Origin of the sequence: Variovorax sp. S12S4 (assembly GCF_023195515.1) — a bacterium.
Taxonomy (GTDB): Bacteria; Pseudomonadota; Gammaproteobacteria; order Burkholderiales; family Burkholderiaceae_C; genus Variovorax.
Window position 1 is genome coordinate 2,881,271 of sequence record NZ_JALPKR020000002.1, and the last position, 18,777, is coordinate 2,900,047.

The 18,777-nt window shown below is 66.1% G+C and carries 22 protein-coding genes and 1 pseudogene; 20 read left to right on the top strand and 3 right to left on the bottom strand.

Translation table 11 applies throughout. The annotated features are described in order from the left end of the window. Window positions 1–957, top strand: a complete 957-nt coding sequence (speB, locus tag M0765_RS14235; RefSeq protein ID WP_258504246.1) for an agmatinase — start codon at window positions 1–3, stop codon at window positions 955–957. 362 nt (window positions 958–1,319) lie between these two features. Next, on the top strand, window positions 1,320–2,798 hold the full coding sequence (locus tag M0765_RS14240; protein ID WP_274708788.1) for an NAD-dependent succinate-semialdehyde dehydrogenase: 1,479 nt from the start codon (window positions 1,320–1,322) through the stop codon (window positions 2,796–2,798). 65 nt (window positions 2,799–2,863) lie between these two features. On the opposite strand, the gene loiP is transcribed toward M0765_RS14240, so the two are convergent. After that, window positions 2,864–3,637, bottom strand: a complete 774-nt coding sequence (gene loiP, locus M0765_RS14245; RefSeq protein WP_258504248.1) for a metalloprotease LoiP — start codon at window positions 3,635–3,637, stop codon at window positions 2,864–2,866. Window positions 3,638–3,863: 226 nt separating this feature from the next. Between loiP and M0765_RS14250 the strand changes: the two genes are divergently transcribed. From M0765_RS14250 to M0765_RS14290, 9 genes and pseudogenes are all read left to right on the top strand, one after another. Further along, the gene (locus M0765_RS14250) at window positions 3,864–4,271 is read left to right on the top strand and encodes a hypothetical protein (protein WP_258504249.1); all 408 of its coding nucleotides are present in this window, start codon (window positions 3,864–3,866) and stop codon (window positions 4,269–4,271) included. Between the two features lie 142 nt (window positions 4,272–4,413). After that, window positions 4,414–4,761, top strand: a complete 348-nt coding sequence (locus M0765_RS14255) for a hypothetical protein (RefSeq protein ID WP_258504250.1) — start codon at window positions 4,414–4,416, stop codon at window positions 4,759–4,761. Next, window positions 4,758–6,181: pseudogene (locus M0765_RS14260) on the top strand (TolC family protein). The gene M0765_RS14255 and the pseudogene M0765_RS14260 overlap by 4 nt, the downstream one beginning before the upstream one ends. Window positions 6,182–6,211: 30 nt before the next feature. Further along, window positions 6,212–7,636: a multicopper oxidase family protein gene (locus M0765_RS14265; RefSeq protein WP_258504251.1), complete on the top strand. Its 1,425-nt coding sequence runs from the start codon at window positions 6,212–6,214 to the stop codon at window positions 7,634–7,636. Between the two features lie 21 nt (window positions 7,637–7,657). Continuing rightward, window positions 7,658–8,158: a cupredoxin domain-containing protein gene (locus tag M0765_RS14270; protein ID WP_258504252.1), complete on the top strand. Its 501-nt coding sequence runs from the start codon at window positions 7,658–7,660 to the stop codon at window positions 8,156–8,158. 20 nt (window positions 8,159–8,178) lie between these two features. Beyond that, on the top strand, window positions 8,179–8,472 hold the full coding sequence (locus M0765_RS14275) for a copper-binding protein (RefSeq protein ID WP_258504253.1): 294 nt from the start codon (window positions 8,179–8,181) through the stop codon (window positions 8,470–8,472). Between the two features lie 117 nt (window positions 8,473–8,589). Continuing rightward, window positions 8,590–8,748, top strand: coding sequence for a hypothetical protein (locus M0765_RS29465; RefSeq protein ID WP_446751554.1), 159 nt, complete (start codon window positions 8,590–8,592; stop codon window positions 8,746–8,748). 288 nt (window positions 8,749–9,036) lie between these two features. After that, window positions 9,037–9,282 (top strand): DUF378 domain-containing protein, encoded by a 246-nt coding sequence (locus tag M0765_RS14285; protein ID WP_258504255.1) that lies wholly within the window; start codon window positions 9,037–9,039, stop codon window positions 9,280–9,282. Continuing rightward, on the top strand, window positions 9,279–10,127 hold the full coding sequence (locus tag M0765_RS14290) for an alpha/beta fold hydrolase (RefSeq protein ID WP_258504256.1): 849 nt from the start codon (window positions 9,279–9,281) through the stop codon (window positions 10,125–10,127). The genes M0765_RS14285 and M0765_RS14290 overlap by 4 nt, the downstream gene beginning before the upstream one ends. Before the next feature lie 4 nt (window positions 10,128–10,131). On the opposite strand, the gene M0765_RS14295 is transcribed toward M0765_RS14290, so the two are convergent. Next, window positions 10,132–10,683, bottom strand: a complete 552-nt coding sequence (locus M0765_RS14295; protein WP_258504257.1) for a DUF4142 domain-containing protein — start codon at window positions 10,681–10,683, stop codon at window positions 10,132–10,134. Window positions 10,684–10,985: 302 nt separating this feature from the next. On the opposite strand from M0765_RS14295, the gene M0765_RS14300 reads away from it, so the two are divergent. Genes M0765_RS14300 through M0765_RS14310 form a run of 3 tightly spaced genes read left to right on the top strand, consistent with a single transcriptional unit; the run spans window position 10,986 to window position 12,018 of the window. Continuing rightward, window positions 10,986–11,267 carry a hypothetical protein gene (locus M0765_RS14300; RefSeq protein ID WP_258504258.1) on the top strand — a complete coding sequence of 94 codons (282 nt, stop codon included), beginning with the start codon at window positions 10,986–10,988 and terminating at the stop codon, window positions 11,265–11,267. Then, window positions 11,264–11,479: a hypothetical protein gene (locus tag M0765_RS14305; RefSeq protein ID WP_258504259.1), complete on the top strand. Its 216-nt coding sequence runs from the start codon at window positions 11,264–11,266 to the stop codon at window positions 11,477–11,479. The genes M0765_RS14300 and M0765_RS14305 overlap by 4 nt, the downstream gene beginning before the upstream one ends. Continuing rightward, window positions 11,476–12,018: an alpha/beta hydrolase family protein gene (locus M0765_RS14310; protein ID WP_258504260.1), complete on the top strand. Its 543-nt coding sequence runs from the start codon at window positions 11,476–11,478 to the stop codon at window positions 12,016–12,018. The genes M0765_RS14305 and M0765_RS14310 overlap by 4 nt, the downstream gene beginning before the upstream one ends. A gap of 44 nt (window positions 12,019–12,062) precedes the next feature. Here the strand turns inward: M0765_RS14310 and M0765_RS14315 are convergent, their stop codons facing one another. Then, entirely contained in the window at window positions 12,063–12,269 is a 207-nt protein-coding gene (locus M0765_RS14315; RefSeq protein WP_258504261.1) for a hypothetical protein, read from the bottom strand. Between the two features lie 227 nt (window positions 12,270–12,496). Here M0765_RS14315 and M0765_RS14320 point away from each other — a divergent pair, with 227 nt between their 5' ends. The 6 genes from M0765_RS14320 (at window position 12,497) to M0765_RS14345 (ending at window position 18,776) form a co-directional block, all read left to right on the top strand. Further along, window positions 12,497–14,527 carry a S9 family peptidase gene (locus M0765_RS14320; protein WP_258504262.1) on the top strand — a complete coding sequence of 677 codons (2,031 nt, stop codon included), beginning with the start codon at window positions 12,497–12,499 and terminating at the stop codon, window positions 14,525–14,527. Continuing rightward, the gene (locus M0765_RS14325) at window positions 14,524–14,931 is read left to right on the top strand and encodes a response regulator (RefSeq protein WP_258504263.1); all 408 of its coding nucleotides are present in this window, start codon (window positions 14,524–14,526) and stop codon (window positions 14,929–14,931) included. Before M0765_RS14320 ends, M0765_RS14325 begins: the two co-directional genes overlap by 4 nt. 142 nt (window positions 14,932–15,073) lie before the next feature. Beyond that, window positions 15,074–15,991 carry a manganese catalase family protein gene (locus tag M0765_RS14330; RefSeq protein WP_258504264.1) on the top strand — a complete coding sequence of 306 codons (918 nt, stop codon included), beginning with the start codon at window positions 15,074–15,076 and terminating at the stop codon, window positions 15,989–15,991. Between the two features lie 38 nt (window positions 15,992–16,029). Next, window positions 16,030–16,956: an NAD(P)/FAD-dependent oxidoreductase gene (locus tag M0765_RS14335; protein ID WP_258504265.1), complete on the top strand. Its 927-nt coding sequence runs from the start codon at window positions 16,030–16,032 to the stop codon at window positions 16,954–16,956. Window positions 16,957–17,055: 99 nt separating this feature from the next. Continuing rightward, entirely contained in the window at window positions 17,056–18,237 is a 1,182-nt protein-coding gene (locus M0765_RS14340) for a zinc-dependent alcohol dehydrogenase (protein WP_258504266.1), read from the top strand. A gap of 17 nt (window positions 18,238–18,254) precedes the next feature. Next, window positions 18,255–18,776, top strand: coding sequence for a hypothetical protein (locus tag M0765_RS14345; protein WP_258504267.1), 522 nt, complete (start codon window positions 18,255–18,257; stop codon window positions 18,774–18,776). The last annotated feature ends 1 nt before the right edge of the window (window position 18,777 follow it).

Genomic DNA, 18,777 nt, shown 5'->3' on the forward strand with positions numbered 1-18,777 from the left:
ATGCCCACGACCACACCGAACCAGCCGCTGGGCGGCAACACGATGCCGCGCTTCGCCGGCCCTGGCACGATGATGCGGCTGCCGGCTGCAACGTCCGCGCAAGGGCTGGACGCGGCGTTCATCGGCGTGCCGCTGGACATCGGCACTTCCAACCGCCCGGGCGCACGCTTCGGGCCGCGCCAGATACGCGCCGAATCGGCGCTGCTGCGGCCCTACAACATGGCGACCGGCGCAGCGCCGTTCGACAAGCTGAACGTGGCCGACCTGGGCGATGTGCCCATCAACACCTATTCACTCGAAAAATCGGTCGACATCATCTCGACGTTCTACGACACGGTGCTGGCGGCCGGCTGCGCACCGCTCACGCTCGGCGGCGACCACACGATTGCGCTGCCCATCCTGCGTGCAGTGGCACGCAAGCACGGCCCGGTCGCGCTGGTGCATGTCGATGCGCATGCGGACGTGAACGACGACATGTTCGGCGAGCGCATCGCCCACGGCACGCCGTTCCGCCGCGCGGTGGAAGAGGGGCTGCTGGCATGCGACAAGGTCTGGCAAATTGGCCTGCGCGGCACCGGCTATGCGGCCGATGATTTCGACTGGCCCCGCGAGCAGGGCTTTACCGTGGTGCAGGCGCACGAGGTCTGGTACCAGTCGCTCGCCCCGCTGATGGCGCAGGTGCGCGAGCGCATCGGGCCGACGCATCCGGTCTACATCAGCTTCGACATCGACGGCATCGACCCTTCGTTTGCTGGCGGTACGGGCACGCCGGAGATCGGCGGCCTTACGGTGCCGCAGGCGCTGGAGATCGTGCGCGGTTGCCGTGGGCTGAACGTGGTGGGCGCCGATCTGGTGGAGGTGAGTCCGCCTTACGACGTCAGCGGTAACACCGCGCTGCTGGGTGCAAATCTTCTCTACGAAATGTTGTGCGTGCTTCCGGGCGTGCCTTTTCGCTGAGAGACTGGGTCGCGTGTTCTTTTTTGGGGCGATGCAGTTGTGTGTTGTTCAGGGCGCGTGCAAAGGCCACCGGGTACTCCCCTCCGCGAATGTCCCCCGCCTTCGGCTCCTCCTTTATTTCGCTGCGGGGAGCACCCGATGCCCTGTGCACATGGGCACGCTGCTGGTGTGCAGCCGATCAACGACCGGCGCGCATGACGCTCACGTCGATGGGGTGCCTTGCGCAGCGAAATAAAGGAGGAGGCCGCAGGCCGGGGGACATTCGCGGAGCAAGGTACCCCGTCGGCGGGTGCGCGCCCTGAATGGCAGCTAGAAGCGCCCGAGCAAGACCCCTCAACAGATCACAACAAACCCGAGACCCATTGACCATGAAAACCTCCCCCCTCGCACTGCTCAACGACCCGACCCTGCTCAAGACCGACGCGCTGATCGCCGGCGAATGGACAAAGGGCAAGAGTCGCTTCGACGTGAACGACCCGGCCACTGGTCAGAAGCTGGTCGACGTCGCCAACCTCACGCGCGCGGACGCCGTCCTCGCCATCGCCGCTGCGAATATGGCGCTCGCAGCCTGGCGCCGCAAGACCGGCAAGGAGCGCAGCATCGTGCTGCGCAAGTGGTTCGACCTGCTGATCGCCAACACCGAAGACCTGGGCCGCCTCATGACCGCCGAGCAGGGCAAGCCCTTTGCCGAAGCCAAGGGCGAGGTGGCCTACGGCGCGAGTTTTATCGAGTGGTTTGCCGAGGAAGCCAAGCGCGTCAACGGCGAGGTGCTGCCGCAGTTCGACAACAACCGGCGCTTGCTGGTCATGAAGCAGGCCATCGGCGTTTGCGCCGCCATCACGCCATGGAACTTTCCGCTGGCCATGATCACGCGCAAGGTGGCACCGGCGTTGGCCGCGGGCTGCACGGTCGTCATCAAGCCGGCGGAGCTCACGCCGCTTACTGCACTGGCCGCGGCCGAGCTGGCGGTGCGCGCGGGCATTCCGGCGGGTGTGCTCAACGTGCTTACGGCAGACAGCCAGAACAGCATCGCCGTCGGCAAGGAACTTTGCGAGAGCGACATCGTGCGGCACCTGAGCTTCACCGGCTCCACCGAAGTCGGCCGCATCCTCATGAGCCAGTGCGCGCCGACGGTCAAGAAGCTGTCGCTCGAGCTCGGCGGCAACGCGCCTTTCCTGGTGTTCGACGATGCCGATGTCGATTCGGCGGTCGAGGGTGCCATGGCCAGCAAGTACCGCAATGCCGGCCAGACCTGCGTGTGTGCGAACCGGCTGTATGTGCAAGACGGCATCTACGACAGCTTCGTCGAGAAGTTCGCGACCAAGGTCAAGGCGCTCAAGGTCGGCAACGGCTTTGAAGAGGGCGTGGTGCAGGGGCCGCTTATCGAGGATGCGGCCGTTGAAAAAGTGCAGCGACACGTCGACGACGCGGTGGCCAAGGGCGGCAAGCTGCTGGCGGGCGGCCACAAGATCGAGGGGCAGTTCTTCGAGCCGACGGTCATTGCCGAGGCCACGCCGGACATGCTGTGTGCGAAGGAAGAAACCTTTGGCCCCTTTGCGCCGGTGTTTCGCTTCAAGACCGAGCAGGACGCCATCGATGCCGCCAACAACACCGAGTTCGGCTTGGCGAGCTACTTCTATACGCGCGACGTGGGCCGCATCTTCCGAGTGGCGGAGGCGCTGGAGTACGGCATGGTCGGCATCAATGCCGGCGTGATCGCCACGGAGCACGTGCCCTTCGGCGGCGTGAAGCAGTCAGGCCTTGGGCGCGAAGGTTCGCACCATGGCATGGACGACTACGTCGAGATCAAGTATCTCTGCCTGGGCGACATCCAGAAATAAGAGAGAAGTAGGCCCAGGCGACCGGCTACGCGCGCAGGCGGCGCGTGCCGGTCGGGAGGCCGGCCTTACTTGGCCTTGGTGTCGAGGCGCTTCTGCATTGCTGCAGCGCGCTCGCTCGACGGCGGGTGCGAGCTCAGGATCGAGCTGCCCGAACTGCCGCTGCTCAGCGCGGCGAGTTTCTGGAAGCTGCTCACCAGGCCCTTGCGCTCCAGCTTGCGTTCCGTCAGCAGGTCGAACGAGTAGTTGTCGGCCGCGCTCTCTTGCGTTTGGGAGAACTGGGCGTTGATGAACTTCTCGCCGAGGTCGCCCGCTTGCGATTGCGACAGCTGGCCCACGACACCACCGGCGGCGCTGGCAAGGCCGCGGACAGCCGAGGCTGCGTACGCGGTTTGCATGCGCGACTTGGAATGGCCCAGTGCCACGTGGCCGATTTCATGGCCGATGACGCCGCGCAGCTCGTCGTCGTTCATCAGGTCCATCAGCCCGCTGTACACGCGGATGCAGCCGTTGGCCATGGCCCAGGCGTTCACGTCCTTGGTGAGATAGACCTTGTAGTTGGCCGTCTTGCCGTTCACGCTGGTGGGCATGGCGCGCACCACCTGGTTCAGCCGCGTGGTGTAGCGGCTGTTGGCGGGTGCGACTTCGTTCTTCTGGTCCATTGCGGCGCAAGACTGGTCGGACATCGTTGCAATGTCCGCGTCGGTCAGCGACATGGCCTTGTAGGCCGAGCCGCCGACTTGCGCGAGAGCGCCGGTGTCTGCGCCCTTCATGGCTCCACAGCCCGCGAGGGCGGCAGCCATGATGACGGAGACGGCGATAGGTAGTTTGAGATGGTGCATTGGAGCTCCCCTTCTTATGAATATTAAAAGTCAGTGCATCAAGCTGGCCGCGCTCCGACTTTGCATCGGTGCGCTGCGCGTCAGCGGGCGCCATCATAGGTGAGCAAAAGCGACTGGAGCCATTGCTTTTTAACTGCGTCGCTTCTTGTAATTCTTTCGTTGGACGGCTGTGGACTAATTCCCGCATCGGTCTTGTTGCTGTTCTCCCGGCCGATACAATTCCCGCATGTATCGGGTCCGCCTGTTCGTTCTTTGGGTCATGATGATCGCCGTGCCGTTCCAGGGGTACGCGGCGGTAGCCATGGCCTTTTGCACACCGGAGCACGGCGGTAGCCATGCGGCTGCAACGGCCTCGGCCGAACACTCGCACGGCGGCAATGGGCATGCGGACCATCACGCCAAGGCCCAAGACAAAGCAAAGCAATCCGCGGATGACAGCGCCGGCAACACCGCCAGCGCCGAGCCCGACGCAATGCACAAGTGCGGCACCTGCGGCGCATGCCACGGCACCGCCCTGATCAGCACGCCGCAATTCGCGGTACTCCACGGCCTGCCTCGCGCAGACCTGGTGGAGCCTCCCCTCGCGATGGCCACGCTCGAGCCTCGCGTTCTCGACAAACCTCCTCGCGCCTAACGCGTTCGCGTTTGTGCATGCGCGCCTGTGACCTGGTCACGGGCCGCCGCTGCCCTGCCGCGAACGCTCATGCATCGCTGCGCCGCGCCCGTTCCCGGGCCGCATTGGCGCACTCCGTTCATGAACACGTTGCGAGGACTCCATGTTCCATCCATTGCCGGCCCGTTGGCTGGCTGTATTTCCCGCCATGGCGGCGGTGGCTGCCATGGCGCAGCCCGCGCCGGGCGAAGCGCCGGCGGCTGCGCCCCCAGCCCTGACCTACAAGTCCGCGCTCGAGGACTACCGGCCTTTCACTGACGAAAAGCCCATTCCTTGGAAGGAGGCCAACGAGACCGTGCGCCAGCGCGGCGGTTGGCAGGCCTATGCCAAGGAGGCGGCGGGCGGCAATTCGGCAGGGGCCGAACAACCGGCCAAGGGCAAGACGGAAGACCCTGCCGCGCACCGGGGCCACACGATGCCCATGCCGCCCAAGAAGGAGCAGCAGCCATGAAGCCCGCCCTTCGCCTGGGCGCCGCTGCATTCGCGGCCACGCTGCTGGCAGGCTGCGCCTCGGTCGGTATCGACGACGCGCTGCAGGACACGAACACCAGTGCCCGGCAGTTCACAGGCGGCAAGCTCGAACTCAGCCGCACGCAAGAGCAGCGGGACCGCCGCTCGGCGCTCGCGCAGGAGCTGCTCTCAAGCCGCTGTCGCAGACCGATGCGGTGCAGCTCGCGCTGGCCAACAGCCCCTCGGTGCAGGCCCTGGTCGCGCAGAGCTGGGGCGACATTGCCGCGGCCAACCAGTCGAGCCGGTTGCCGAATCCGGTCTTCACCTTCGAGCGCATGCGCCTGAACAGCGAACTCGAGCTTGGCCGGCTGCTGTCGTTCGGGCTGGTGGATCTCATCCTGCTGCCGCAGCGCCTGTCCATCTCGCGAAGCCAGGCCAGCCAGGCCAAGGTGCAGCTCACCGGCGCCGTGGTCGACCAGGTCACGCAGGTGCGGCAGGCCTGGGTCCGCGCCGTGGCGGCGCAGCAGACGCTGAAGTACGCCGAGCAGGTCAACCGCTCGGCCCAGGCCAGCGCGGAACTCGCTCGGCGCATGCAGCAGATCGGCAACTTCAGCAAGCTGCAGCGCGCGCGCCAGCAGGTCTTCTATGCCGATGCGACCACGCAACTGGCTTCGGCGCAGCACGCCGCCACGGCCGCGCGCGAGGAACTGGTTCGCGCCTTGGGGCTCGACGACGCGCAGGCCGCCAGGCTGGCCTTGCCGGATCGGTTGCCCGACTTGCCCAAGACACCGCGCGAGCCGAAGGAAGTGGCCGCCACCGCGACCGAGCAGCGGCTCGACGTGCAGCTCGCACGTGCCCAGCTCGATGTGGCGGGCAAGTCGCAGGGCATCAACCTGCTGTCGACCTTCGTCGACGTGGAGGTCGGTGGCCGGCGCGACACGGTATTCGACAACGCCGAAGGCACGAAGAGCACGCGGCGCGGCTTCGAGCTCGACATCCGGCTGCCGTTGTTCGACTGGGGCTCGGCGCAACGCGATGCGCTGAACGCGCGATCGCTGGCCGCGGCCAACCGCTATGACGGCGCGGTGCGCGGTGCCTCGTCGCAGTTGCGCGATGGCTACTCGGCCTACCGCACAGCCTACGACATCGCGCGGCACTACCGCGACGAGATCGTTCCGCTGCGCCAGGCCATGGCCGACGAAAACGTGCTTCGCTACAACGGCATGCTGATCGGCGTGTTCGAGCTGCTGGCCGAAGCGCGCGACCAGATCGCGAGCGTGAGCAACGCCATCAACGCCCAGCAGCAGTTCTGGCTGGCCGACGCCGCCCTGGCGGCCTCGGTGATCGGAAAGCCGACAGCCACGGGCGCCCCCGTAGCCGGTTCGGGCGGCGAGGCCGCCACTGCAAGTGCCGCCCACTGAGCGCGCACGCCCACCAACGATTTGAACGACATGACCAACAGACGCAATTTTCTGGGCGGCGCGGGTGCCATCACCGGTGCCATCGCCGCCGCAAGCGTGAGCAAGGTGGCGATGGCCGCATTGCCCGAGCCCGTGACCCGCACCACGCCCGACACCATGCCGCCGCTCGCGCCTTCGAGCGGGCGGCCCTACAACCCCGTGGTCACGCTCAACGGCTGGACCCTGCCCTGGCGCATGAACAACGGCGTGAAGGAGTTTCACCTCGTGGCCGAGCCCGTGGTGCGCGAAATGGCGCCCGGCTTCAAGGCCAACCTGTGGGGCTACAACGGCCAGTCGCCCGGCCCGACCATCGAGGTGGTCGAAGGGGACAGGGTGCGGATCTTCGTGACCAACAAGCTGCCCGAGCACACCAGCGTGCACTGGCACGGCCAGCGCCTGCCCAACGGCATGGACGGCGTCTCCGGCCTGACGCAGCCGCCGATTCGCCCGGGCAAGACCTTCGTCTACGAGTTCGTCGCGCGCCGGCCCGGCACCTTCATGTACCACCCGCATGCGGACGAAATGACGCAGATGGCCATGGGCATGATGGGCTTCTGGGTCACGCACCCGAAGGCCGAGCACCCGCTGATCGAAAAGGTCGACCGCGACTTCGTGTTCTTGCTCAACGCCTACGACGTGGAGCCCGGCAGCGCGACGCCCAAGATCATGACGATGCTGGACTTCAACCTGTGGTCCTGGAACAGCCGCATCTTTCCGGGCATCGATTCGCTCAACGTGAGGCTGAACGACAAGGTGCGCATCCGCATCGGCAACCTGACGATGACCAACCACCCGATGCACCTGCACGGGCATGAGTTTCTCGTCACCGGCACTGACGGCGGCCCGACCCCCAAGAGCACGCGCCAGTACGAGGTGACCACCGACGTGGCGGTCGGCCAGATGCGCCAGATCGAGTTCCTGGCCGACGAGGAAGGCGATTGGGCCTTCCACTGCCACAAGAGCCACCACACCATGAACGCCATGGGCCACGACGTGCCCACGATGATCGGCCTGGACCACAAGGACGTGGCCAGGCAGATCACCAATCTTGTGCCCGACTACATGGTGATGGGCGAGCGCGGCATGGCCGACATGGCGGAAATGGAGATGCCGATTCCCGACAACACGGCGCCCATGATGACGGGCCAAGGTCCGTTTGGCTCCGTGGAGATGGGCGGCATGTTCAGCATGGTGAAGGTGCGCAAGAACCAGAAGCCGGGCGACTACAGCAACCCCGGCTGGTTCAAGCATCCCAAGGGCACGGTGGCCTACGAGCTGGACGGCCCGTCGCCCGAGCCCGCGCGCCAGCGCGGCGCAGGTGCGGCCGCCATGCCCGCGCGGAACATGCCCGCCAACAACATCGAAGTGCAGGTCCGCAAGCCGGGCAAGGCCACTTCCGGCCATGCCGGCCATTGATTTTTTATTGGAAGGAAAACCATGAAACACACGCTTCGCCATATCGCGTTCACCGCTTTCTCCGCCTTCGCCGCGCTGGTGGCCACAGGCGCCTCGGCCGCCGGCAACCACGCCGGTGGCCATGGGCACGATGCCGATGCCGCCATCGGCAAACCCGGCGTTGCCGCCAAGGCCACGCGCACCGTCAACGTCGACATGACCGACTCGATGCGCTTCACGCCGGCCGACATCTCCGTGAAGCAGGGCGAGACCGTCCGCTTCGTCGTCAAGAACTCCGGCCAGCTGAAGCACGAGCTCGTGCTCGGAACCGAGAAGGAACTCAAGGAGCACTACGAAGCCATGAAGAAGAACCCCGAAATGGAGCATGCCGATCCGAACATGGTGACGCTGGCCGCGGGCAAGACCGGCGAGATCGTTTGGCAGTTCACCAAGGCGGGCAAGGTCGATTTCGGCTGCCTGCAGCCGGGCCACTACGACGCGGGCATGAAGGGCGCCGTGAAGGTTGCCAAGGCTGCCAAGTAAACAAGGAAAGGAAATCGAAGATGCCGAACATCCGTATCGCACTCGCGGCCTTGGTCGCCGCACTTTCATTCACTGGCGCCGTGGCCGCCGCGGAACTCGCCGACGGCGAGGTCCGCAAGGTGGACAAGGACAACAAGAAACTCACCATCAAGCACGGCCCGCTGACGGACCTGGACATGCCCGGCATGACCATGGTTTTCGGCGTCAAGGAAGACGCCTTGCTCGACAAGGTGAAGACCGGCGAGAAGGTGCGCTTCCAGGCCGAGAAGATCGACGGCAAGTTCGTCGTGACCGCAATCGAACCCGCGCAGTGAACGGCGGTTCAACCGGCCATTGAGCGGCACGCTGCCGCGCACTCCCGGCATGCCTTGGCGCATGCCTGGCAGTGCCCGGCCTTGTGTTTGACGCATTCTTCGCCGCAGGCCTGGCAGATGTCCGCGCACAGGGCGCAGATGGACCTGGCATGTTCGCTGCCGCGCGCCATCGCGGCGGCGGCAAACTGGCAGGCGGCCGCGCAGTCGATGTCCAGCGCGATGCACCTGGCCATCATGGCGACATCGCTTTCCTTCAGGCAAGAGGCCGCGCAGTGATTGCACGCCGTGGCGCAGCCGTTGCACGCTTCAATGCATGCGGCATAGGTTTCATGTGGCATTGCTGACTCCTTCGGGCGTTCCAGAAAATGCTCTTCCCCCGATCAGTTGCATGTGTAGGAAGACGGCCCACCGGCTCGTGAGGCGGCGGCGATGCATGGCTGCCTCCGCGGCGTGCAACTGCTGGCGGCGCCGACGCTCTCACCGGCGGTTTTCCTACGCGGCGGCCCACTGCGCAGAAGAGCATCCCGCCTTGATTCGGTTTCTCTCAACGCAGGAGCATTTCGCATGAGCACTACCCTTCGCAACGACGCGGCACTCGCCAAACACTCTCTCGGCATCGCGGACTGGATCGCGCTGGTCCTGATGATCGTCGGGGCCATCAACTGGGGCCTTGTCGGCGCGTTCAACTTCGATCTGGTCGCGGCCATCTTCGGCGAGATGTCGATGGCCAGCCGCATCGTCTATGTGCTGGTTGGACTGGCGGGCCTCTACGGCCTGACCATGCCGATGCGCCTGGTGCCGCGCAGTTGATCCGCCATCAGCGCGTTGCCGCGAACGGCATCGGCTTTCACCTGGCGACCTGCGGGCCGGAGGACGGGCCCGCGGTGGTCTTGCTGCACGGCTTTCCGGAGTTCTGGTACGGCTGGCGGCACCAGATCGAGCCGCTTGCCGCTGCCGGCCTGCGCGTGATCGTGCCGGACCAGCGCGGGTATGGCGAATCGGACAAGCCCGGCGGCATCGGCGCCTATGCGCTCGATACGCTGGCCGACGATGTGTGCGGCATATGCAGTGAGCTGGGGCACGAGCGTTTTGCGGTCGTGGGGCATGACTGGGGCGGCATCGTTGCATGGCATCTCGCCGCACGGGAGCCGGCCCGGCTGAGCCGCCTTGCGATCCTGAACGCGCCGCATCCGGCCACGTTGGCAAGCTATGCGCTCACCCATCCGCTGCAGGCCGTGCGCAGCGCCTACGTCGGCTTCTTCCAGATGCCGTGGCTGCCCGAGATGGCGCTGAGCGCAAACGACCATGCGCTGCTTGCGCTGGCGCTCACCAGCCGAAGCCCGCCCGGAACCTTCGACGAGGCAGCGCTGGCCAAGTACCGCGAGGCGTGGTCGCGCGAAGGCGCACTCAGCGCCATGCTCAACTGGTACAGGGCAATGCCGCTGGCGCGGCCGCTCAGCCGGCAGATCGAAATTCCGGCAATGGTCTTGTGGGGTGACGAAGATCCAGCGCTATCGAGCGGCCTGGCCGAAGCGGGCGCGGCATTCTGCGGCACATGCGAAGTGCTTCACCTGCCGGGCGCCACGCACTGGCTGCACCACGAGATACCCGAGGAAGTGAATGCGTTGCTGCTCGCGTTCCTTGCCGAGGCCTGAACGATCACCGCATTGCCGAACCGAGCGATTGCGCCGCGTCCAGATGCGAGCGCAGCGCGGGCAAGGTCTTGCCCGCCCAGGCCCGCAGTTCGGGGTCGCGAAGCTCGCGGCTCGCGCGCTCGAACAGCGCAATGTCCGCCTGGTGGTCTTCGATGCCCACGATGCGGATGTACATGCGGTCGAACTCGCCGCCCGAGGCCGACGCCAGGCGGTCCAGCTTCGCGCGCTTGTCGCGTGGGAGCACGCCGGGCAGCCGCATGCCGCGGGCACGCACCAGGTCCATGAGTTCGTTGTTGGCCCGCGTGTGGTGGTCGACGAGCATCTGCGCGTAGCTTCGCACCTGGGGGCTAGCGGCGCGGTACATGGCCAGGCGCGACGCCTGGACTTCGTAGCGGCCGTTGCCTGTTGCCGCGGTGATGAACTGCGGGTCTTGAAGGCCGCCCGCCCGGGCTGTGGCCGGCCTCGATGCGGGGTCTTCCGGAGCCGCGCACCCGGCGGCAAGCGCAGCAGCGCAGACGAGCATCAGGGCACGCGTAAAGGGTCGGAGCGTTTTCATCGTTTTCCTTGCAGCCCGGCAAGGGCCGGACCTCCACCTCGGCGAGGTTGGCCCAATCTATAAGTCGCGCCCGAGGCGGCCCGTGTCGGACGCTACCTGCATCTGCGGCCTCCCAATCCCTTGTCATTCGGGCCTTTGGCAGAGCGGTTTGGAGGCTTTTTCACCCGCGCCAGCGCATCCCCGAATCGGCTGCAACTCATCAATTCCACCGCGTGTACAGTGACATCCCGTGAAATTTTTCACACAAAGTAAGCAGTGCGAACTTTGCACTGCATTTGGATCCGCAGAGCACAGGGGCAGCGATGGAGCTCATTCCGCAGGGGCAGTACTTTCACAAAGGATGGGAGATCGCCTTCTTCTCCGAAAAGACGGCGAGCGGTGGCCAAAGTTCTGGCGTGGCCGAAGTACGCAAGGAAGGCGAGCTCCGCTGTTCGCTGCTTTCCACGGGACATTTCGAGGACCGGAACAACCTGTTCGAAAGCCTTAGAGCGCGTGGCATCCGGTGGATCGACGAGCACGAAGCCAGGAAAACCGTTGTCGCCTATTGGGATGAATCGGAGCGATCGGAGGGATCCCGCTCATGAGCAAAGACCTGGGTTCGTTGTCGCCATTGACGCCCGACGTCTTGCAGCGCCGCGTGGCGCAGAAGCCTGCGGTGCTTCTTGTGCCCGGATGGGACGACAGCAAGCACGAGCAGTACGACCGCATCAGCGCCGCGCTGGAAGAGCAAGGCTGGCTCATGCGCCGCGTCGATTTTCCGGGGACCGAAGCCAGGACGGCACGCGCAATGAAATGAGCCGCGACCAGCACCTGAAAGAACTCGTTGCGGCATACGACGGCCTGGTGGCGCAGCAGGTGGTCGAGGGCAGGGCCGTGGCCTTCATCGGCTTCAGCTATGGCGGCTATCTTGGCGCGCTGCTGAGCGCCCAAAGGCCACTTCAGTGGATGGCGCTGCGCTCACCCGCGCTGTATCGCGACGAGGACTGGTTCGTTCCCAAGCAAGAGCTGGACAAGGACGAGCTCGACCGCTACCGCCGCAGCGTTCGAAGCCCTGAAGAAAACGCGGCGCTTGCCGCATGCGAAGCGTTTTCGGGCGACGTTCTGCTGATCGAATCCGAAGACGACGAGACAGTGCCTCACCCTGCAGTGAAGAGCTACAAGGCGGCGTTCAGGAATGCGCGGTCCTTCGACTACCGCATTCTCGAAGGGGCGGACCATGAGCTGTCGAGCAAGGCGGCGCAGAGCCGGTTCATCGAAGAGCTGTTGCGGTGGATGGACCAGGTCACCGGCGGGGCCTCAGCCGCGGTAAGCGAAAAGGCTGGCGGCGCGGTGTGAGCTTGCATCGGGCTGCAAGGCGCCCGAGCGCTTCGCTGGTCGCGTCAGGGTTTCCGGCGCTTTAGAAAACCCGGCGCGTTCTCGCCCTTGCCGGGTTGCGCCTCATCGTCGCCCATGTCTCCCGCCTCTTCCGGCGTCGTCGATTCATCCAGCTCGAGGTCGTTTGCGCGTACCTCGGCCTCGAGCGGCAGCTTGCCCTGCGTGAGAGGCGCGGGTTCCGCCGGCGTGGCGGACGTTTGCTTCCGATTCATGACTGGTGCTCCTGTTGTTCGCCAACCGCCATCCTCCTTCGACCGGCCGAACGGGCAGTCGGACGGAAAGAGCACGCGGTGCAGGACGATTCCCATCGCCCGCCCGCATCCGCCAAACCGTTTTTGACGGCACGTCTTACATGCCGCGACCGGCTGGTGCGCGGGGCACGGGCATCGGCCTCGGGCACGCGGGTTGCCTCCTCTTCTTTGCATGCGGAGACATCGACATGACACAACCCTTCAGCGTTGAAGACCTCTACCTCCACCAGAAAGTCCTGGACCTTCACTGCGCGCCCGGCCTCCAGCTCGCTGCTTGCGCGGTGTCGTCGGTCGATCGGGAGAACGACAGCTACATCTCCTGCATCTGGACCTTTGCGCTGGATGGCTCGGCGGCCTTGCAGCTCACGCGCGGTCCGGGGCGGGACGAGTCGCCGCGCTGGTCTCCGGACGGCACCCGGCTTGCATTCCTGTCGAACCGCGGCGGCTCGCCGCAGGTCCATCTCATCCGGCGCGACGGCGGAGAGGCATGGCAGCTTGGCGGCTTTCCGCAAAGCGTGTCCAACCTCCGGTGGGCGCCTGACGGCAAGTCGCTGGTGGTCGCAGTGGCCGTGAAGACCGATCCCGACCTGCGCGGTGCGCGCGCCAACGGCAAACCACCCGAAACGCGCAAATGCATGCCCGAGGTGGCATGGCGGCTTCCCTACAAGGAAGACGGCGTGGGCTATCTGCTGCAGCGCGAGTTCCACCTGTTCCGGCTCGATGCCGCCAGCGGGCGGCACACGCAACTGACCGACGGCGCTTTCGACGTGCTCGCCTTCGACGTGTCGCCGGACGGGCAACACATCGCCTTTTCACGCACGCGGGAGGGGCGGTTTGCGCATTGCAACGATCTCTGGGTGTGCGATGCGGATGGCCGCAATGCGCGGCGCCTGACGCATGAGCACGCCATCGTGATGCAGCCTTGCTGGTCGCCCGACGGGCGCCACATTGCCTTCACCGGTGCGCGCGAGGAAGGCGATGCCGAGCCACGGCTGTGGATTGCCGAAGCGGCCTCGGGAAAGGTGCGGGCCCTCTGCGAGGACACGGTGGACGTGGCCGACCCCGGCTCGGTTCAATGGACGCCCGACGGCAATTGCCTGGTGTTCACGCGCGCCCATCGCGGGCGGCACCAGATCGTCGCGCTCGATGTGGCGCGCGAGTCGCTGCGGGTGCTCGCCGGCGGGGACCGGCAGCTGGGTGTCTTCGGCTGCACGGAGCGGCATTTCGTCTACAGCGTGGACCATCCTTCTCTGCCCAGCGAGCTATGGTCGCGGCCGCGCGGCGAAGAAGAAAGCGGCACCGGCGAGCCCGGCCGGGAGCGCCAGCTGAGCCGCTTGAACCCCTGGTGGCACGACCGCCCGGGCATCGAGGTGCGCGCAATGGAGTTCGAGGTGCCGGACGGCCGGGGCGGCACGGAACGCATCGAGGGCTGGCTGCTACGCGCACCTGGCAGCACGCAGCCCCAGCCGCTGCTGAACGATGTGCACGGCGGGCCTGCGAGCTACGCGTTGCTCGACTTCGACACCAACGTCTTCTGGCAGGTGCTGTGCGCCAGGGGCTGGGCGGTGCTTGCACTGAACGCCGTGGGCTCGGCCAGTTATGGCCGCGAATTCTGCCGGCGGCTTGCGGGCCACTGGGGCACGCACGACCTGCCGCAGCACCTCGCGGCGATCAGGCAACTGCGCGCCGATGGTGTGTCGGACGGGCGGGTCGCCATCTCGGGCAAGTCGTATGGCGGCTACCTGAGCGGCTTTGCGACGGGCAACTCGGATGCGTTCGCCGCCGCGGTGGTGATGGCGCCCGTCGGCAACATCGAGACCCACTACGGCACCTCGGACGGCGGTTACTACGCCGACCCGTTCTACATGGCCAGTTCTCCGGTGTTCGACCGCAAGCTGGCCGCCAGGCTTTCCCCGCTGCAGCACATCGAGAAATCGTCGACCCCGACGCTCTTCATGCAAGGCAAGGACGATGAACGCTGCCCCAAGTGCCAGTCGGAAGAGCTGTTCGTGTCTCTTGCGCGTGCGGGCGACACGCCGGCTGAGCTGGTGCTCTACCCGGGCGAGACGCACGGCTTCCTGGGCAGCGGTGCGCCCTCGTGCCGGGAAGACGCGGCAAGGCGGATCATCGAATGGGTCGTTCGCCACACCGAGCCCTTCGACGCACCGCCGCTCGACGAAGAAAGGGCGGAAGAGCCGGAGGGAGAGAGCCTTCGATGAGAGTTTTCCTGGCGGAAGACGATGCCGCCATGCGCGAGCATCTCGGGCAGGTCTTGCGGGCGATCCCGCGGATGGAGATCGTGTTCGCCGCGGCCACCGAAGAAGAGGCGATCGACTGGCTCGAAGCGCATCCGCAGGATTGGGACCTGGCATTGATCGACCTTTTTCTGGAGCGCGGCCACGGCTTCAATATCTTGCGGCGCTGCGCCGTGCGCTCGCCTCGTCAGCAGGTCGCGCTGATGTCGAACTACGCGCGCGAGCCGGTGCGGGAACGCGCCGCCGAAGTGGGGGCCGACGCGTTCTTCGACAAAACCACGGAGATGGATTCGCTCATCGACTTCTGTATTGCGGCAAACAGATCGCTGGGCGGGGACGCCGGAAGGAAAGACACACACACGCGGTAACGCACAGGTGGATTCGCACAGGCGGATTCAACCTACATCAGCGTGGCGCACATGCCGAGTCCGGAGCGTACGGGGCTCTGCAACATGGAAGTCGTTTTCCGTTCTTTCCTACCAACTTTCTTCCCTTGAAGGAGCCCCACGCATGTTCTCTCACAACAAGCGACTGCAATACACCGTGCGCGTCAGCGAGACCAATCCCGGCCTTGCCAATCTCATGCTCGAACAGTTCGGCGGCCCGCAGGGCGAGCTCGCTGCCGCCTGCCGCTATTTCACGCAGGCCGTCGGCGAGGACGACCCCGGCCGCAAGGACATGCTGTTCGACATTGCCACTGAAGAGTTGAGCCACCTGGAAGTCATCGGCACCATCGTCGCCATGCTCAACAAGGGGGCCAAGGGCCGCCTCGCCGAAGGAGTGGATGCCGAGGCGGAAGCTTTCCGCAGCATCACAGGTGCGGGCAACGACAGCCACATCACACAGGTGCTCTATGGCGGCGGCCCTGCGCTGGTCAACTCGGCGGGCGTACCGTGGACCGCCGCCTACATCGACACCATCGGCGAGCCCACGGCTGACTTGCGCTCCAACATCGCGGCGGAGGCGCGCGCCAAGATCGTGTACGAGCGGCTCATCAACCTGACGGACGATCCCGGCGTGAAGGAGGCGCTGGGCTTTCTGATGACGCGCGAGATCGCGCACCAGAAGTCTTTCGAGAAGGCGCTCTACGCAATCCAGCCCAACTTTCCGCCGGGCAAGCTGCCCGGCATGCCTGAATTCACGAAGGTCTACTTCGACATGTCCAAGGGCGGCGAGGTGCGCGGGCCCTGGAACCAGGGCGAAAAATGGGAGTTCGTCAGCAAGCCCGAAGAGCAGATGGCGGTGGACGGCGGCTCCGGCGAACCGACCGTGCAGCTCACCGCCGAAGACCAGGCAGCGGTGGAAGCCATGGCCACTCGCACGGCTTCAGACCCGACCAGCAACCCGCCTACGGGCGCGGAGCTGGGCATGTCGGACGACGCCATCCTCGACGAGCTGGCAACCGAACTGGGCAAGCCGAAGGTCTGACCGCAAGGCCGCAGCCAGCGCGCAACGCGAGCTTCATCGTGCAGGCTCGGTCCGAACCCATCGCCGATACGGTCGTTGTCGGCGGTGGTCCGGCCGGGCTCATGGCGGCGATCTACCTGGCCCGCTTCCGCCGCTCGGTGGTGCTCGTCGATGCGGGCCAAAGCCGGGTCGAGAAGATTCCGCGCTCGCACAACTATCCCGGCTTTGCCGACGGAATCTCGGGTGCGAAGGTGCGCGACATGCTGCGTGCGCAGTTGCGCGGCTACCCGGTCCGCATCGTCGAAACCTTTGTCGAGCGGGCAGAGCGCACGCCGGACGGCTTTCGCCTGGCAACCCAGGAGGGACCCATCGCGGGCAGGCGGCTGCTGCTTGCCACCGGCGTGACGGACATTCCACCCGCCATGCCGCACGTGCGCGCCGCACTGGACGCCGGCGTGCTGCGCTATTGCCCGGTATGCGATGCCTACGAGGTGATCGGCAAGACCGTCGGCGTGTATGCCAACGGCCCGGCCGGCGTGGCGGAAGCGATCTACCTGCGTCACTTCAGCGCCGACATCACGCTGTTCATGGCGCAGGGCGGACCCGGCCTTGCTGCGGAAGAGCGGCGCCGCCTGGCTGATGCCGGCATCCGCTGGAACGATGCACCGGTCGAATCCATACGAAGGAACGGCGAACGCGTCGAGCTGACGCATGCAGGCACCCACACGCTGTGCGACACGCTCTACTGCGCGCTGGGCCTGACCGTGCACTCGCAGATTGCAGTGGCGCTTGGCGCATCGGTCGACGACACGGGGTACGTCCAGGTCGATGCCCACCATGCGACGACCGTGCCCCGCTTGTATGCGGCGGGCGATGTGTCCACCGGCCTCAACCAGATTGCTGTGGCCATGGGCGGCGCGGCCATTGCGGCTTCGGCCATTCACCGCGAACTCGGACCCGACTGGCCGGCGCGTGCCGGCACTTGACGCAATGTGGGCGCTGTCCGACGAGTCCTGTGGGTCTCAGCTTGCGCGGCGTACTCACCCGGCGCAGATGCTGGCGCCGTATTCAAGAAGGAGCAACCGATGCTGGCAATGAACTACCGCGGCCCCTACCGGATTCGCGCGGTGCACAAGCCCGAGCCCGAGATCGAACACCCCGGCGACGCCATCGTGCGGGTGACGCGCTCATGCATTTGCGGGTCCGATCTGCACCTGTACCACGGCCTGGTGCCCGACACGCGCATCGGCTCCACCTTCGGGCATGAGTTCACGGGCGTGGTCGAGGAGGTGGGCTCGGCGGTGCAGCACCTGAAGCCGGGCGACCACGTGCTGGTGCCTTTCAACATCTTCTGCGGCAGCTGCTACTTCTGCCAGAAGGAGCTCTACAGCAACTGCCATTCGACCAACCCGGAGGCCACGGCGGTGGGCGGCATTTTCGGCTACTCGCACACGGCGGGCGGCTACGACGGAGGGCAGGCCGAATACGTGCGCGTGCCTATGGCGGACGTGGGGCCCACGGTGATTCCGGCCGACATAGACCTGGACGATGCCGTGCTGCTGACCGACGCACTGCCCACCGGCTACCAGGCCGCCGAAATGGGCGACATTCGCGAAGGCGACACGGTGGTGATCTTCGGCGCGGGGCCGGTCGGCATCTTCGCGGCCAAGTCGGCCTGGCTGCTGGGCGCGGGCCGCGTGATCGTGGTGGACCATGTCGACTACAGGCTGGAGTTCGTGCGCTCGTATGCGCAGTGCGAGGTGATCGACTTCAAGCAGGTGGGCGACATGGCGATCCACATCAAGAAGATGACCGACGGCCTTGGTGCCGATGTGTGCATCGACTGCGTGGGCTGCGAGGCGGCCGGTAACTTTGCGCAGACTCTGCTGGGCGTCAAGCTCAAGCTGCAGGGCGGCGCAGCCACGGTGCTGCACTGGTGCATCAACTCGGTTCGCAAGGGCGGAACCGTATCGATCGTCGGCGTGTACGGGCCTACCTTCAACGCGGTGCCCATCGGCAATGCGGTGAACAAGGGCCTCACGCTGCGCATGAACCAGGCCAGCGTGAAGCGGCATCTGCCGCGCCTTATCGAACACATCCAGGCTGGCCGGCTGGAGCCGCGCCGCGTGATCTCGCACCGCATCGACCTGCGCGACGTGGCCGACGCGTATCACATCTTCTCGAGCAAGCTCGACAACTGCATCAAGACCGTGCTGGTGCCGCCAGGCATGGTGCGGGAAACGACCACCGCCGCCGCGAGCCTTTGATTGACGGGAGCGCACCAATGAACATGCCAGATCCTTCGAACACCCGTTCGCCGTCGCCCAGCCATGCGCACATCATCGGCTGGGGCGCCGACCTCGACCCCGCCATGCGCCCGGCCTACCCCAAGGAGCGCACGCCGCCGCGGCTGCCGCACCCGGTGGAGCCGCCGGAGCAGCAGCACTCGCATGCCGAGGTGCTTCACTCGACCGAGCGCCCCGGCATCACGCCCATCTTCGGGAGCACCTTGCCGCCTTCGGGCCTGAGCGGCCGCTTGCGGCGCGTGGCGTTCCGGCATTCGGAAAACGACCTCCGGCACTGGCTCATGCTGCTGCTGGCCGACCGGGTGCAGATGGGCGAGGGCCTGATCGAGGACATCTCGCGCGGGCACGTACCGAACGTGTATGCCGAGATGGGCGGCCGCGCCGAGCTCAGGCACAACCCGATGGGCGCCGCGCGCAAGGCCGCCATCGGCGTAGCGGTGCTGGCGCTCGTAGCCATGGCGTTCAAGGGGCGCAGGCGGACTCGCCGGCTGCGGGGCTAGG